General features: G+C 72.0%; 11 protein-coding genes and 2 pseudogenes. 6 read left to right on the top strand and 7 right to left on the bottom strand.

What is annotated here, in order from left to right:
• Window positions 1-83: 83 nt before the first annotated feature.
• Both AOK16_RS11825 and AOK16_RS11820 read right to left on the bottom strand, forming a co-directional pair.
• Window positions 84-1,865: an ABC transporter ATP-binding protein gene (locus AOK16_RS11825; protein ID WP_055472217.1), complete on the bottom strand. Its 1,782-nt coding sequence runs from the start codon at window positions 1,863-1,865 to the stop codon at window positions 84-86.
• Window positions 1,862-3,721: an ABC transporter transmembrane domain-containing protein gene (locus AOK16_RS11820; RefSeq protein ID WP_055472216.1), complete on the bottom strand. Its 1,860-nt coding sequence runs from the start codon at window positions 3,719-3,721 to the stop codon at window positions 1,862-1,864. The genes AOK16_RS11825 and AOK16_RS11820 overlap by 4 nt, the downstream gene beginning before the upstream one ends.
• A 175-nt stretch (window positions 3,722-3,896) precedes the next feature.
• Between AOK16_RS11820 and AOK16_RS11815 the strand changes: the two genes are divergently transcribed.
• The gene (locus AOK16_RS11815) at window positions 3,897-4,703 is read left to right on the top strand and encodes a L,D-transpeptidase family protein (RefSeq protein WP_079101275.1); all 807 of its coding nucleotides are present in this window, start codon (window positions 3,897-3,899) and stop codon (window positions 4,701-4,703) included.
• Between the two features lie 50 nt (window positions 4,704-4,753).
• Here the strand turns inward: AOK16_RS11815 and AOK16_RS11810 are convergent, their stop codons facing one another.
• Complete coding sequence (locus AOK16_RS11810) at window positions 4,754-6,082, bottom strand: Gfo/Idh/MocA family protein (protein ID WP_240483524.1); 1,329 nt, start codon at window positions 6,080-6,082, stop codon at window positions 4,754-4,756.
• 306 nt (window positions 6,083-6,388) lie between these two features.
• Window positions 6,389-6,598: a hypothetical protein gene (locus AOK16_RS28185; protein ID WP_240483525.1), complete on the bottom strand. Its 210-nt coding sequence runs from the start codon at window positions 6,596-6,598 to the stop codon at window positions 6,389-6,391.
• Here AOK16_RS28185 and AOK16_RS29080 point away from each other — a divergent pair.
• The 3 genes and pseudogenes from AOK16_RS29080 to AOK16_RS29070 all read left to right on the top strand — a co-directional run.
• Window positions 6,537-6,743 (top strand): annotated as a pseudogene (locus tag AOK16_RS29080) (alpha-galactosidase); the annotation flags it as partial. The gene AOK16_RS28185 and the pseudogene AOK16_RS29080 sit on opposite strands and share 62 nt — an antisense overlap.
• A gap of 121 nt (window positions 6,744-6,864) precedes the next feature.
• Window positions 6,865-7,263 (top strand): annotated as a pseudogene (locus AOK16_RS29075) (glycoside hydrolase family 27 protein); the annotation flags it as partial.
• Between the two features lie 15 nt (window positions 7,264-7,278).
• Window positions 7,279-8,427, top strand: a complete 1,149-nt coding sequence (locus AOK16_RS29070; protein ID WP_338058484.1) for an NPCBM/NEW2 domain-containing protein — start codon at window positions 7,279-7,281, stop codon at window positions 8,425-8,427.
• Window positions 8,428-8,526: 99 nt separating this feature from the next.
• On the opposite strand, the gene AOK16_RS11800 is transcribed toward AOK16_RS29070, so the two are convergent.
• A complete protein-coding gene (locus tag AOK16_RS11800; RefSeq protein WP_079101274.1) occupies window positions 8,527-9,045 on the bottom strand; it encodes a MarR family winged helix-turn-helix transcriptional regulator in 519 nt (172 codons plus the stop codon).
• 102 nt (window positions 9,046-9,147) lie between these two features.
• Between AOK16_RS11800 and AOK16_RS11795 the strand changes: the two genes are divergently transcribed.
• Complete coding sequence (locus AOK16_RS11795; RefSeq protein ID WP_055472214.1) at window positions 9,148-10,974, top strand: ABC transporter ATP-binding protein; 1,827 nt, start codon at window positions 9,148-9,150, stop codon at window positions 10,972-10,974.
• Window positions 10,975-11,119: 145 nt separating this feature from the next.
• On the top strand, window positions 11,120-12,430 hold the full coding sequence (locus tag AOK16_RS11790) for an MFS transporter (RefSeq protein ID WP_055472213.1): 1,311 nt from the start codon (window positions 11,120-11,122) through the stop codon (window positions 12,428-12,430).
• A gap of 84 nt (window positions 12,431-12,514) precedes the next feature.
• Here AOK16_RS11790 and AOK16_RS11785 read toward each other — a convergent pair whose 3' ends face one another.
• Window positions 12,515-13,720, bottom strand: a complete 1,206-nt coding sequence (locus tag AOK16_RS11785; RefSeq protein ID WP_055472212.1) for an LLM class flavin-dependent oxidoreductase — start codon at window positions 13,718-13,720, stop codon at window positions 12,515-12,517.
• Window positions 13,720-14,760, bottom strand: coding sequence for an ABC transporter substrate-binding protein (locus AOK16_RS11780; protein ID WP_055472211.1), 1,041 nt, complete (start codon window positions 14,758-14,760; stop codon window positions 13,720-13,722). Before AOK16_RS11780 ends, AOK16_RS11785 begins: the two co-directional genes overlap by 1 nt.
• Window positions 14,761-14,864: the final 104 nt, after the last annotated feature.

Genomic DNA, 14,864 nt, shown 5'->3' with positions numbered 1-14,864 from the left:
CGGAACGCATGCCCACAACCCGGCGGGGCGCAGCGGCGCCCGCAACCCGGCGAACGCCGGACCCCACGTGCCAGGCCGGAGGCCTAGCCGTGCCAGGAGCGCCACAGAGCGGCATAGGCGCCGTCCGCCGCCACCAGGGCGTCGTGGCTGCCCAGTTCCGTGATGCGGCCGTCCTCCACGACCGCGATGACGTCCGCGTCGTGGGCGGTGTGGAGGCGGTGGGCGATGGCGACGACGGTGCGGCCGTCGAGGACCCGGGCCAGGGAGCGCTCCAGGTGGCGCGCCGCGCGCGGGTCCAGCAACGACGTGGCCTCGTCGAGGACCAGCGTGTGCGGGTCGGCCAGCACCAGCCGCGCCAGCGCGACCTGCTGGGCCTGCGCGGGCGTGAGCGCGAGCCCGCCCGAGCCGACCTCCGTGTCGAGCCCGTCCTCCAGCACCCGCGCCCACCCGTCCGCGTCCACCGCGCCGAGCGCCGCCCACAGTTCGGCGTCCCGCGCGCTGGACCTCGCCAGCAGCAGGTTGTCGCGCAGCGAGCCGACGAAGACGTGGTGCTCCTGGTTGACCAGCGCCACCTGCTCGCGTACCCGCTCCGTCGGCATCCGTGCCAACTCGGCGCCGCCGAGCGTCACTTCACCGGCCCGCGCCGCGTAGATCCCGGCCAGCAGCCGCCCCAGCGTGGACTTGCCCGCGCCCGACGGGCCGACCAGCGCCATCCGGGTCCCCGGGCGCACGTCCAGCGACACCCCGTGCAGGACGTCGTGGCCCGCCCGGTAGCCGAAGCGGACCTCGTCCGCGCGCACATGCCGCCCCTTCGGGGCGATCCGGTCGTCGGCCGGGTCGCTCTCGATCTCCCGCACACCCACCAGCCGGGCCAACGACACCTGCGCTACCTGGAGTTCGTCGTACCAGCGCAGGATCATCCCCACCGGCTCGACCAGCATCTGCGCCAGCAGCGCGCCCGTCGTCAGCTGCCCGGCGGTCATCCAGCCCCGCAGCACGAACGCGCCGCCGATCATCAGTACCGCGCCCAGCAGCAGCATGTAGAACGAGCCGACCGCCGGGAACAGCACCGAGCGGAGGAAGAGCGTGTACCGCTCCCAGGCGGTCCACTGCTTGATCCGCAGCTTCGACAGGTCGATGCGGCGCGCGCCCAGCCGGTGCGCCTCGATCGTGCGCCCGGCGTCCACCGACTCGGTGAGCGCCGCCGCCACGGCCGCGTAACCCGCCGCCTCCGAGCGGTACGCGCCGGGCGCCCGCTTGAAGTACCAGCGGCAGCCCACCAGCAGCACCGGCAGCGCCACGAGAACGGCCAGCGCCAGCGGCGGGGCCGTCGCGGTGAGTGCCCCGATCAGCAGCCCGGCCCAGACCACGCCGATCGCCAGCTGCGGCACCGCCTCGCGCATCGCGTTCGCCAACCGGTCGATGTCGGTGGTGATCCGCGAGAGCAGATCGCCCGTACCGGCCCGCTCCAGCACGCCCGGCGGCAGCCCCACCGACCGTACGAGGAAGTCCTCGCGCAGATCGGCCAGTACCCGCTCGCCGAGCATGGCGCCGCGCAGCCGCACCATCCGTACGAAGAGGGTCTGGACGGCGAGCGCCACCGCGAACACCGCGACGGTGCGCCCCAGGTGGAGCTCCCGGGCCCCGTCCGCCAGGTCCTGGACGAGCCCGCCCAGCAGGTGCGGGCCCACCATGGAGGCGATCACCGCGACCGAGTTGACCACGATCAGCAGCGTGAACGCCCGTCTGTGCCGCCGCAGCAGCTCCCGTACGTAAGCGCCCACGGTCGCGGGCGAACCGACCGGCAGCGTCGTGGCCGACTCCGGGGCCGCCGGGTCGTAGGCCGGTGGCGCAAGGCCGATCATGCCGACTCCTCGATCTCTTCCAGGTTCTTGATCTCTTCCAGGTCCTTGGGCTTCCGATCGGCCAACTCGGCCTCCACCGGCTTCCACTGGCGCTGCTCGTCCTCCGTCTCCCGGGTGACGACCGCGCGGTAGGCCGCGTCGCCGCGCATCAGGTCGCGGTGGCGGCCGACCGCCGCGACCTCGCCCTCGGGCACGAACACCACCCGGTCAGCCCGGTCCAGCAGCAGCGGGCTGGAGGCGAACACCACCGTCGTACGGCCCGCCCGCAGCCGCCGCAGCCCGTCCGCGATCCGCGCCTCGGTGTGCGAGTCGACGGCGCTCGTCGGCTCGTCCAGCACCAGCACCTCCGGGTCGGTCACCAGCGAGCGCGCCAGCGCCAGCCGCTGCCGCTGCCCGCCGGAGAGCGACCGGCCGCGCTCGGTGATCCGGGCGGCCCGCGGGTCCCCGGAGGCGTCGGGCGCGGCCTGCGCCAGCGCCTCCAGCACGTCGCCGCACTGCGCCGCGGCGAGCGCGTCGTCCTGCGACACCGCGCCCGAGGACGGCACGTCGAGCAGTTCGGTGAGTGTCCCGGAGAGCAGCACCGGGTCCTTGTCCTGTACGAGGACGGCCGCCCTGGCCGACTCCAGCGGCAGCGCGTCCAGCGCCGCCCCGCCCAGCAGCACCGAGGGCGCCCCCTCCTCGTCCGGCCCCTTCACGGCGTGCCCGCCGAGCCGGTCGGCCAGCCGCCCCGCCGCGTCCGGGTCGCCGCACACGACGACGGTCAACTCCCCGGCGGGGGCGAGGAGCCCGCTGGCCGGGTCGTACAGGTCGCCCTTCAACTCGGCCGTGGGGCAGTCGAGTTCGGCCGGGTCCGCGGTGGTGGTCCGGCGGAGGGACAGCACGCGCGCGGCGCGCTGGGCGGACGGCCGGGAGAAGGAGTACGCCATGGCGATCTCCTCGAAGTGGCGCAGCGGATACAGCAGGAACGTCACCGCGCCGTACACCGTGACCAGTTCGCCCACCGAGACCCGGCCCTCCCGGGCCAGCCCCACCCCGTACCAGACCACCGCGATCAGCAGCAGGCCCGGCAGCACCACCTGCACGGCGGCGATCAGCGCCCACATGCGGGCGCTGCGCACCGCCGCCGTCCGCACCTCCTGGGAGGCGCGCCGGTAGCGGGCGAGGAACAGCTCCTCGCCGCCGATGCCGCGCAGCACCCGCAGCCCGGCGACCGTGTCCGAGGCGAGCTCGGTGGCCCGGCCCGCCTTCTCCCGCTGCTCGTCCGCCCGCTTCGTGGCGCGCGGCAGCAGCGGCAGCACGACCAGCGCGAGGACCGGCAGGCCCAGCGCCACCAGCCGGCCCAGCTCCGGCTGGTACACGACCAGCGCGACGCACACACCCACGGCGGCGATCGCGGCCGCCGCGAACCGGGACAGTGCCTCGACGAACCAGCCGATCTTCTCCACGTCGCCCGTCGACACGGCGGTGATCTCGCCCGCCGCCACCCGCCGGGTCAGCGCGGCACCCATCTCCGCGCTCTTGAGGGCCAGTAGCTGCTGCACCCGGGCCGCCGCGGTGATCCAGTTGGTGACGGCGGTGCGGTGCAGCATCGTGTCACCGAGGGCGGTCATCACACCGAGCACGGTGATCAGCGCCCCGGCGAGGGCCAGGCGGCCACCGGAGCCGTCCACGACGGCTTCCACGGCGATGCCGACGGCCACGGGCAGCAGACCTACCCCGGCCATGTGCAGGGTGCCCCACAGCAGGCACCGAATCTGGCCCCTCAGCTGCCGCCTGCCCAGCCAGACCAGGAAGCGGGGACCGGAACGGGCGTCCGGAACACCGGGGTCGGGAAACGGAAGATCGCGAATCTGCATGACGCCCCAGGGGGTCGATCTCGTCAGGTCGTGTCGGGAATCTCGTCCGGAGCCGTGCGAGCTCGTCGGTGAGCTGTGCAAGGTTCGCGCTCCGGCGAGGCCCAAATCAACCGATTTTCCTGGCGCTCCGTCATGAGGGGTTCGGGCTGTCGTACCCGGGTGCGACCATGGGGTCATGTCTCCTCGCGCGCCTCGCCGGTCGGCCCCCGGGCGGCCCGGACTTCTGCGCGCCGTGGCAGCGGCCGCGGCGGGCCTCGCACTGCTCGTGGGCTGCGCCGGATCGGGCGGTGGCGGATCCGGCGGTGGGAGCGGCCAGGGGGACGCCGCCAAGCGCGGGGGAGCGGGAGGAGAAGCGAGCCCGTCCCGGACCGCCTCGCCCACGACCGGACTCGACCGCATCCCGGGCGTGGGGGACCGGCTCCGCTCCCGCATCCCGGCGCGGGCGCGCCAGGTCCTCGTCGCCTACGGCCGGGGCGAGGACGACACCCGGACGACCGTCGTGCTGTGGACCAGGAACGGCACCACCTGGGACCGCACGCGCAGTTGGGCCGGACACAACGGGAAGCGCGGCTGGACCGCCCACCACCGCGAGAACGACCGGCGCAGCCCCGTCGGCGTCTTCACCCTCTCCGACGCGGGCGGAGTCCTCCCGGACCCGGACCGCGACCCCCGCGCCGGGCTCCCGTACGACCGCTCGCAGAGCTTCGCCGCGCCGCGCCACTGGCCCAGGACCCACTGGCACGACTTCGACTACGTGATCGCCATCGACTACAACCGCGTCAAGGGCACCTCGCCCAACGACCCGACCCGCCCCCAGGGCCGGTCCAGGGGCGGCAGCATCTGGCTCCACCTCGACCACGGCAGCGGCACCTCGGGCTGCGTGAGCCTCCCCGAGGCCGGCATGGAGTACCTGCTGCGCCACCTCGAACCGGCCCGGCACCCGGTCATCGTCATGGGCGACAAGGCGAGCCTGGGGGCATGAGGAACGGGCCGGGGCGCCCCCGCGCGGACGTGCCCCGGCCCATGGGGCGGTCACTCCGCCGGCTTCTCCGAGTCCATCCCCGGCCGGGACTTCGACCACAGCCCCCGGGTGAAGTCCGGGATCTCCTGCGGCGTGCCCTTCGCCTTGATCGAGGCGTGGCTCAGCGGCACCGGCGAGGTCCAGGTCGCCGCGTCGTAGACATCGAAGTCCGGGACGAGCCCCAGCCGTATGCACTGCATCAGCCGGAAGACCATCATGTAGTCCATCCCGCCGTGCCCGCCGGGCGGGTTGGCGTGCTCCTTCCAGAGCCAGTGGTCCCAGTCCGTGTACCGCGCGAAGTCGGCCCACGCGTCATCGGTGTGGTCCGGCTCGATGTAGATCCGCTCCGGATAGTCCTCGAACACGCCCTTCGTGCCGCCGAGGCTGTTGATGCGGCTGTACGGGTGCGGGGTCGACACGTCGTGCTCCAGCCGGATCACCCGGCCCTTGGCGGTCTGGACGAGGCTGATCGTCCGGTCGCTCTCGATGTACGACTCCTTCCAGCTCGGGTCGCCCGGCTCCATGTGCTCCTTGCGGTAGGCGGCCAGGCCCAGCGCGGGCGTACCGAAGCTGGAGATGCGGACCACCCTGTCACCCCGGTTGACGTCCATGTAGTTGGCGACCGGGCCGAACCCGTGGTTGGGGTAGAGGTCGCCGCGCAGCCGGGTGTGCCACAGCCGCCGCCACGGGCCTTCGTAGTAGTCCGGGTCGAACATCAGCCCGCGCAGGTCGTGGTTGTACGCGCCCGCGCCGTGCAGCAGATCGCCGAAGAGCCCGGCGTGCGCCATGCGCAGCACCCGCATCTCGTTTCTGCCGTAGCAGCAGTTCTCCAGCTGCATGCAGTGCCTGCGAGTGCGCTCGGAGAGGTCGACCAGCTCCCACAGCTGGTCGAGCTGGAGCGCGATCGGGCACTCGACGCCGACGTGCTTGCCGTTCAGCATCGCGGACCTGGCCATCTCGAAGTGCCAGTCCCAGGGCGTCGCCACGTAGACGAAGTCCAGGTCGCCGCGCTTGCACAGGTTCTCGAAGTCGTGATCGCCCTTGGTGTAGAGGGCGGGCGCGGGCTGACCCGCGTCCGTCACCTTCTTCGCGGCCTGCGCGGTCTTCTCCTTGACCGGATCGCACAGCGCCACGACCCGCACGTCCGGTATCGCCAGGAAGAGGTCGATCATGCTCCCGCCGCGGTTGCCCAGGCCGACGATCCCGACCCGCACGGTGCTCCGCCGCTCGAACGCCACCCCGATCATGGTCGCACCCTGCCGGACGGGCCAACTCGCCGCGCTCTCCCCGGTGTTGCCTGCCGGGGCGGCCGCCGCGCTGCCGGGCACCAGCCCGGCCATTCCGAGACCGGCACCGGCGGCACCCGCGCCCCACAACACCGAGCGGCGGCTGACCGGACCCGGCGATGCGGCCCCGGCCGGGTCGGGGGAGACGTCGCTGTGGCCGTCGTGCGCTGCCGGGTTGTTCATCGGACCTCCTGAGGCAAACGGGGTGCGTGCTGCCGGTGATGCGTTGAACTCGCGTCAGGACCCTCGCTGTTGCCCCGTCCTTCCGCAAGAGGACCAATTGGACTCTTCATGCGAGCTGATGGACTCTCCTGGTCATTCGCCCCGTATCCCCCTTGGCCCGCGGGGCCGGTCGACGCTTCACTGACCCGCCATGAAACGCATGCTGATCGCAGCGCTCTCCGCCGGCCTGCTCGCCGCCGGTCTCACCGCCTGGCCGAGCAGCGCGGCCCCGGCGACCGACCCCGGGCCCTCGGCCACCGCCACCTCACTGGCCCCGACCCCGCCCATGGGCTGGAACAGCTGGAACGCCGTCGGCTGCGGGGTCGACGAGAAGCTGATCAAGGACACGGCGGACGCCTTCGTGGCGAACGGAATGAAGGCCGCCGGATACGAGTACGTCAACATCGACGACTGCTGGAGCCTGAAGGAGCGCGACGCGCAGGGCCGCCTCGTCGCCGACCCCGGCAAGTTCCCGAGCGGGATGAAGACGCTGGCCGACTACGTCCACGACCGCGGCCTCAAACTCGGCATCTACGGCGACGCGGGCACCGCCCACCTGCGCCGGCCACCCCGGCAGCCTCGGCCACGAGAAGACCGACGCCCGGACCTTCGCGGACTGGGGCATCGACTACCTCAAGTACGACAACTGCAACAACCAGGGCCTGCCCGCCCTCGACCGCTACCGCGCCATGGGCGAGGCCATCGCCGCCTCCGGCCGCCCCATCGTCTACAGCATCTGCGAGTGGGGCGCCAACCGGCCCTGGGAGTGGGGCACTTCGGTCGGGGGCCAGCTGTGGCGGACGACCGGCGACATCACGGACGACTGGGACAGCGTCAAGACCATCGTCCGCAAGAACCTCATCCTCGCCGAGCACGCGGGCCCCGGCCACTGGAACGACCCCGACATGCTCCAGGTCGGCAACGGCGGCATGACCGACCACGAGTACCGCACCCACTTCGCCCTCTGGGCGATGATGGCCGCGCCCATCATCGCGGGCACCGACCTGTCCCAGGCCTCCGACGCCACCATGGACCTGCTGCTCAACACCGAGCTGATCGGCGTCAACCAGGACCGGCTCGGCAAACAGGCGGCGGTCGTCGAGGAGAGCGGCGGGCGGTACGTCCTGGCCAAGCCGCTGGCCGACGGCTCCGTCGCCGTGACGCTCTACAACGAGAACGACTACGCGGCCACCGTCTCCACCACAGCCGCCGAGGCCGGACTCCCCAAGGCCTCCTCGTACGCGCTGCGCGACCTCATGGGCCACCAGGACCTGCGCAGCGGCGGAACCCTGAAGGCCGCGGTGCCCGCGCGCGGAGTCGCCGTCTACACGGTCCGCCCGGCGCGCGCCGGCGACACCTCGACTCCCGCCCGCTCCTTCGGAGTCGAGACCCCGCTGCTGTACGACGGCGCGCCCGCCTCACTCGTCACGCCCGGCAAGGCGGCGGCCGTCACGACCGAGCTGGCGGACCTGGCGACGACCCCGCTGACCGACGCCAAGGCCGACCTGCGGGTGCCCAGCGGCTGGCGGGCCGAGGCGGCGGGACCGGTCAAGGCCCGCACGGTGACCGAGCGACGGCCCCTGACCACCGCATGGCGGGTCACCCCGCCGGACGGCCTCGCCCCCGGCGCGTACGAGATCACGGCCACGGTCCGCTACCGGCTCTCCGGCCGCACGGTCACCGACACCGCCGTCACCAAGGTCACGGTCGCCGACGCCGTGCCCGGCGGGGACTCCTATCTGAGCGACACCGGCTGGGTGAAGTCGACCAATGGCTGGGGGCCGATGGAACACGACATGACCAACGGCGACCTTGGGGCGGGCGACGGCACACCGCTGCGGATCGGCGGTACCGAGTACGCCAAGGGCCTGGGCACCCACGCCTGGAGCGAGGTGGTCTACTACACGGCCGGCCGGTGCTCGAAGGTCTCCGCCCAGGTCGGGGTCGACGACAGCCAGGACAACGTCGCGCCCCAGCGCGGAACCGTCACCTTCGAGGTCTGGAAGGACCGGGAGAAGATCTCCGACACCGGCAAGCTCTCCTGGCAGGACCCGGCCGAGGCCGTCGAAGTCGACGTCTCGGGCGCGCAGTTCGTCAGCCTCGTCGCGACAACCGCCGACGACGGCAACGGCAACGACCACGGCGACTGGGCCGACCTGAAGGTCAGCTGCGCCTGAGACAGGTCAACTGCGCCTGAGCCCCATGGCTCTTGGGTCTGAGACCACGACTCTCCACCCGAGACCCACGACCTTCCGGACGGGCCGGGCCCCCGCCGCTCAGCTGCGGGGGCCCGGCCCGTTGACGAGGTCGGTCAGCAGCTCGCCGAGCACCTTCCGCTGCTCGGCGGAGAGCGGGGTCAGGATGTCCTCCGCCGCGGCCCGGCGGGCGGCGCGCAGCGCCTTCAGCGCCGACCGGCCCTCGTCGGTCAACTCGATGCGGATCACCCGGCGGTTGGCGGGATCCGGGGCGCGGCGCACCGAGCCGTTCGCCTCCAGCGCGTCCACCAGCGTCGTGACGGCCCGGGGCACCACTTCCAGGCGCTCGGCCAGATCGGCCATGCGGGGTGGCTCGGGGAAGCAGGCCACCATGCGCAACAGCCGGGACTGCGCCGGGGTCAGCCCGAGGGGCTCGAGATGCCGTTTCTGCGCGCGGTGCAGCCGCCGGGTGAGCCGCAGCAGCTGTTCTGCCAGCGGGCCGTCGGTGTCGGGGCCAGAACTCTCGGGATCAGAACTATCAGGGCCTGGACCCTCGGGACCGGAACTCCCTTGGGCGTCACTCTCGTGGGCTTCGCGCATGGTCTCGATGCTAGCAGGACCACATGCATTGTGAGTAGAGGTAACAATGAGCTATGCTCGACTCTCGTCACTGAACGTCACTGAAGAACTGCGAAGGAGCACATGAAGTCTGACGACTCGATCTCACTCCGCAAGGCGGGCTGGACCCCGCCGCCCGCCGATCCGGAACAGCCCGCGCAGGTGCGCCGCATCCTCGCGCTCTTCCGCCCCTACCGCGGTCGACTCGCCCTCGTGGGGCTGCTGGTCGCCGCCTCCTCGCTGGTCGCGGTGGCCTCGCCGTTCCTGCTGCGCGAGGTGCTCGACACGGCCATCCCCCAGGGCCGTACGGGCCTGTTGAGCCTGCTCGCGCTCGGCATGATCGCGACCGCGGTCGTGAGCGCGGTCTTCGGCGTGCTGCAGACGCTGATCTCCACGACCGTCGGCCAGCGGGTGATGCACGATCTGCGCACCGACGTCTACGCCCGGCTCCAGCGCATGCCACTGGCCTTCTTCACCCGCACGCGCACCGGCGAGGTGCAGTCCCGCATCGCCAACGACATCGGCGGTATGCAGGCCACCGTCACCTCGACCGCGACCTCGCTGGTCTCCAACCTCACCAGCGTGATCGCCACCGTCGTCGCGATGGTCGCCCTCGACTGGCGGCTCACCGCGGTCTCGCTCGTACTGCTGCCGGTCTTCGCCCGGATCGGCCGCAGAGTCGGCCGCGAGCGCCGGAAGATCACCTCGCAGCGGCAGCGGCAGATGGCCTCGATGGCCGCCATCGTCACCGAGTCGCTGTCCGTCAGCGGCATCCTCCTCGGCCGCACCATGGGCCGCGCCGACTCCCTCACCAAGAACTTCGCGGACGAATCCGAGTGCCTGGTCGACCTGGAGGTCCGGGCCAACATGGCCGGGCGGTGGAAGATGTCCGTCATCGGCATCGTCATGGCCGCCATGCCCGCCGTCATCTACTGGACCGCCGGGATGGCCCTCCAACTCGGCGGCCCCGGAATCTCGTTGGGCACCCTGGTCGCCTTCGTCTCCCTTCAGCAGGGCCTGTTCCGCCCCACGGTCAGCCTGCTGTCCACGGGCGTGCAGATCCAGACCTCGCTCGCGCTCTTCCAGCGCATCTTCGAATACCTGGACCTGCGCGTGGACATCACCGAACCCGCGGACCCCGTGCCGCTGCCCAAGGTCCGGGGCGACATCCGTTTCGAGGACGTGCACTTCTCGTACGACCCGGACGGTCCGGGCCCGGCCACGCTGAGCGGCATCGACCTGGCAGTCCCGGCGGGCGGGAGCCTCGCCGTCGTCGGCGCCACCGGCTCCGGCAAGAGCACCCTCAGCTATCTCGTCCCCCGGCTGTACGACGTGACGGGCGGGCGAGTCCTGCTGGACGGAGTGGACGTACGCGACCTCGACTTCGACACCCTCGCCCGCGCGGTCGGCGTCGTCTCCCAGGAGACCTACCTGTTCCACGCCTCGGTGGCCGACAACCTCCGCTTCGCGAGACCCGATGCGACCGACACCGAGATCGAGGCGGCGGCCGAGGCGGCCCAGATCCACGACCACATCGCGGGGTTGCCCGACGGCTACGACACCCTGGTCGGCGAGCGGGGCTACCGCTTCTCCGGCGGCGAGAAGCAGCGTCTGGCCATCGCCCGCACGATCCTGCGAGACCCACCGGTCCTCATCCTCGACGAGGCCACGAGCGCGCTGGACAACCACACCGAACACGCCGTCCAGCAAGCCATCGACGCCCTGTCCGAAGGCCGTACCACCATCACCATCGCCCACCGCCTGTCCACCATCCGCACGGCGGACCACATCGTGGTCCTGGACGCGGGCCGCATCGCCGAACACGGCACCCACGAGGTCCTGATGGCCCGGAACGGCCGCTACGCGACCCTCGTCCGCCGGGACGACGAACTCGCCTCTGCGACAACCTAGTCGTCGCGTTGTGGGCAGGCGTTCCGCTCGGCTGGGGTCCCCCCGGACGAAGTCTGGGGAGGGTGGGCACAACGCGACCACCGGCCCGCACTCGAAAGCGACGCCTTGAGGTGTGCCGAGCTTCGCTCCGGGGGAAGCGCGAAGGGTGACGAGTACTGGCGACTCGGCGGCAGGCCGAGACCAAGCGGCTGACGCCCATCCTCCGTCGTCCCTGCGGCAGCTGCTGGCCGCATCGGTCGGCAACGCCGCCGAGTGGTACGACTGGTACGCCTACTCCTTCCTCGCCGTCTACTTCGCCGACCGCGTCTTCCCCAAGGGCACGGACAACTCCCTCGTCCCCCTGCTCTCCACCTTCGCCGTCTTCGCCGTCGGCTTCTTCATGCGCCCCATCGGCGGCCTGCTCATGGGCGCGGTCGCCGACCGCCGCGGCCGGCGCGCCGCCCTGACCGCCACCATCCTGCTGATGGGCGGCGGCAGTCTCCTCGTCGCCCTGACCCCCACCTATGCCTCCGCGGGAATCCTCGCCCCGATCGTCCTGGTTGTCGCCCGGCTGGTCCAAGGCCTGTCGGTAGGCGGCGAGTTCGCCGCCTCGACGACCTTCCTCGTGGAGTCGGCGGGCCCCGGCCGCCGCGGCCTGTTCTCCAGCTTCCAGTACGTGTCCACGACCGTCGGCCAGCTGATCGCCTCCGGTGTCTCCGCGCTCCTCGCCCACCAGCTGACCGAGGACGCCATGAGCGACTGGGGCTGGCGCGTGCCGTTCCTGCTCGGCGCGGTGATCAGCCTGGTCGGCTTCTGGATCCGGCGCGGCGCCCACGAGACGCGCAGCGCCGAGCGGTTGGCGGCCGACACCCGCCCCGGGCTCTTCGAGGCGCTGCGCCGCCACCCGCGCGAATCGCTGCTGATCGCCGGCATCACCACCGGCGCCACGATCGCGTACTACACCTGGACCACCTACCTGCCCACGTACGCCATCGTCAACGCGGGCCTCGACAAGGGTGACGCGCTCATGGCCGGCACGATCTCGCTGGCCTTCTTCGCGCTACTGCAACCCCTGGGCGGCCTGCTGTCCGACCGGATCGGCCGCAAGCCGCTGCTGATCACCTTCGCCTTCGGCTTCGCCGTCCTCGCCGTCCCGCTGCTGCACCTCGTCAGCGACTCGCTCTGGTCGCTGCTGCTCGTGCAGTGCGCCGGCATGGTGCTGCTCACCGGCTACACCTCGATCGCGGCGGCCGTGAACGCCGAGGTGTTCCCGGCGCGGGTCCGTGCGGCGGGCATCGGCTTCCCTTACTCGCTGACGGTCGCTCTCTTCGGCGGCACGGCCCCCTATGTCGGCACCTGGTTCAAGCAGGCGGGCCACGCCGACTGGTTCCCCTGGTACGTGGCCCTCCTCTGCCTGGTCTCCCTCTGCGTCTACGTGACGCTGCCGGAGACCGCCCACAAGCCGCTGGATCGCTAGCCCGGGCCTCACTCGCCCGCCAAGTCCTCAGCGGCGGCGGTCCGTTCGAGCAGGGCCCGGATCCCTCCCGCTCGGCACACCCGCTCAGCGCCCTCCGGCCACCAGCAGAGGAGCGCCTCCGGGCGCCGAGGCCGGGCGCCCGACTGCCGCCGGAACCCCGGCCGGTGGAGACGGCGGAGCCGCCACCAGCCCCCGGGCCGCCAGCTCCGGTACCACGCCCTCCCCGAACCAGTACGCCTCCTCCAGGTGCGGATAGCCGGAGAGGACGAAGTGGTCGATGCCCAAAGCGTGGTACTCCTCGATCCGGTCCGCGACCTCGGCGTGGCTGCCCACCAGGGCCGTGCCCGCCCCGCCCCGCACCAGACCGACCCCGGCCCACAGGTTCGGTGAGATCTCCAGCTTGTCCCGGGAGCCGCCGTGCAGCGCCAGCATCCGCTGCTGGCCCACCGACTCGCTGCGCCCGAGCGCCTGTTGGGCCGACGCGACCGTCTCGGGGTCGAGGTCGTCCAGCAGCCGGCCCGCTGTGGTCCAGGCCTCGCGGGAGGAGTCGCGCGAGATCGTGTGCAGCCGGATGCCGAAGCGGACCGTGCGGCCCCGCTCCTCGGCGAGCCCGCGGATCCAGTCGATCTTCTCCTTGACCTGGGCGGGCGGCTCGCCCCAGGTCAGATAGACATCCGCGTGCTCGGCGGCCACGGGACCCGCGGCGGGCGACGAACCGCCGAAGAAGATCCCGGGCGGCGGGTCCGGCGGCAGCGCGGTCAGCCCCGCCTCGACCTGGTAGTGCTCACCCGCGAAGTCGTACGGGCGGCCGCTCCACACCCCGCGTACGACGGACAGGAACTCGGCGGTGCGCGCGTACCGCTGGTCGTGGTCCAGATGGTCGCCGAAGCGGCGCTGCTCGGCCGAGTCGCCGCCGGTCACCACGTTCAGCAGGAGCCGCCCACGGGTGATGCGCTGGTAGGTCGCCGCCATCTGCGCCGCCAGCGTCGGTGAGATCACCCCCGGCCGGAACGCCACCAGGAACTTCAGCCGCTCGGTGTGCTGGGCCAGCGCGGCCGTGGTCAGCCAGGCGTCCTCGCACCACGTGCCGGTGGGCGTCAGCACCGCCTCGAAGCCGAGCCGTTCGGCCGCCTTGGCGATCTGCGCGAGGTAGCCGATGTCCGGGGCCCGCACCCCGCTGACGGATCGGGTCGCGGACCGGTCGAGGGCGCCGCCCGTGAAGGCGTGCCGGTCCACGAGGGTCCGGCCGTCGCCGCCGGTGGGCAGGAACCAGTGCAGGTGGACGGTCATCAGGAGCCCTCCCCGTAGGAGCGTGCGGCGGTCGTGGAGGGCGGCAGGTCGCCGTTGAAGCGGGTGTCCACGTAGTCGGCAAAGTCGAACTTCCTCGGAATGAGCCTGAGTTCGGCGAAGGTGTCGGCGATCTCCTGCTCGGAGGCGATGGCGGCCTCGTCGACGGCGACCGGCACGCGTGTGCCGTTGGACCGCTTCACCGCGTCCAGCGCCACCTCGTACGGCAGTCCCGTGTCCTTCGACCAGACCTTCGCCCACTCCTCCGGGTGCTCGTAGACCCAGTCCTGGGCGCGGCGCAGCCGCTTGAGCAGGTCGCCGATGGCCCGCGCCTTGTCCTTGTCGTCGAGCGCGCCGGGCGCGGCGACCTGGAAGGCGAGCCCGTTGGTGAGACCGTCCCCGTCGGTGAGGACCCGGCCCTGCCTGCTCCTGAGGACCTGCGAGGTGTACGGGTCCCAGACGGCCCAGGCATCGACCTTCCCGCCGTTGAACGCGGCCAGGGCGTCGGCCGGCTGGAGATAGCTGACCTCGACCTCCTTCAGGGACAGGCCAGCCTTCCTGAGGGAGGCCACGAGCTGGTAGTGCGCCGAGCTGCCCTGAGCGACGGCGACCGACTTGCCCCTGAGGTCCTCTGGTGTCTTCAGCGGCGAGTCGCCGGGCACGAGGATCGTGTCCCCCTTGGCGGCGCCGTGGCTTGCGCCCACCACCTTGATCTTCGAGTTCGCCCCGGCGGCGAACACCGGCGGGGTGTTGCCGACCGCGCCGATGTCCACGGCATGGGCGTTGACGGCCTCCAGCAGCGGTGGCCCGGAGGTGAAGGTCGACCACCTGATCCGGTAGTCGAGGTCGTCCAGTTCACCGGCCGCGCGCAGCACGGCCTCCGAACCGCCCTTCTGGTCACCGACGTCGAGGGTCAGCGAGCCCTTCCCGTCGGTGTCGCCCGCCGAACCTCCCGAGGAGTCCTGGGCGGACGACGCACCGGAGCAGGCGGAGAGCAGCAGGGCGAGGGGGAGGAACACGGCGGGGACGGCACGTCGTCTCATGGCGAATCCGTTCACGAAGTCGTACGGGGAAGGTCGTGTGCAGAAGGTCGTACGGGGAAGGTCTTACGGAGGAAGGGGGGGGCTGGGGCCGTGATGATCAGGCG

Origin of the sequence: Streptomyces pathocidini (assembly GCF_001418495.1) — a bacterium.
Lineage (GTDB): Bacteria > Actinomycetota > Actinomycetes > Streptomycetales > Streptomycetaceae > Streptomyces > Streptomyces pathocidini.
Note: the sequence above shows the minus strand (reverse complement) of the source record. Positions and strands in the feature narration are given on the sequence as shown.

Excerpts from the sequence above, each read along its gene's own strand:
- AOK16_RS11825 (WP_055472217.1), bottom strand. The coding sequence starts at position 1,865 with ATGATCGGCCTTGCGCCACCGGCCTACGACCCGGCGGCCCCGGAGTCG.
- AOK16_RS11820 (WP_055472216.1), bottom strand. The coding sequence starts at position 3,721 with ATGCAGATTCGCGATCTTCCGTTTCCCGACCCCGGTGTTCCGGACGCC.
- AOK16_RS11815 (WP_079101275.1), top strand. The coding sequence starts at position 3,897 with ATGTCTCCTCGCGCGCCTCGCCGGTCGGCCCCCGGGCGGCCCGGACTT.
- AOK16_RS11810 (WP_240483524.1), bottom strand. The coding sequence starts at position 6,082 with ATGGCCGGGCTGGTGCCCGGCAGCGCGGCGGCCGCCCCGGCAGGCAAC.
- AOK16_RS29070 (WP_338058484.1), top strand. The coding sequence starts at position 7,279 with ATGGACCTGCTGCTCAACACCGAGCTGATCGGCGTCAACCAGGACCGG.
- AOK16_RS11800 (WP_079101274.1), bottom strand. The coding sequence starts at position 9,045 with ATGCGCGAAGCCCACGAGAGTGACGCCCAAGGGAGTTCCGGTCCCGAG.
- AOK16_RS11795 (WP_055472214.1), top strand. The coding sequence starts at position 9,148 with ATGAAGTCTGACGACTCGATCTCACTCCGCAAGGCGGGCTGGACCCCG.
- AOK16_RS11785 (WP_055472212.1), bottom strand. The coding sequence starts at position 13,720 with ATGACCGTCCACCTGCACTGGTTCCTGCCCACCGGCGGCGACGGCCGG.
- AOK16_RS11780 (WP_055472211.1), bottom strand. The coding sequence starts at position 14,760 with ATGAGACGACGTGCCGTCCCCGCCGTGTTCCTCCCCCTCGCCCTGCTG.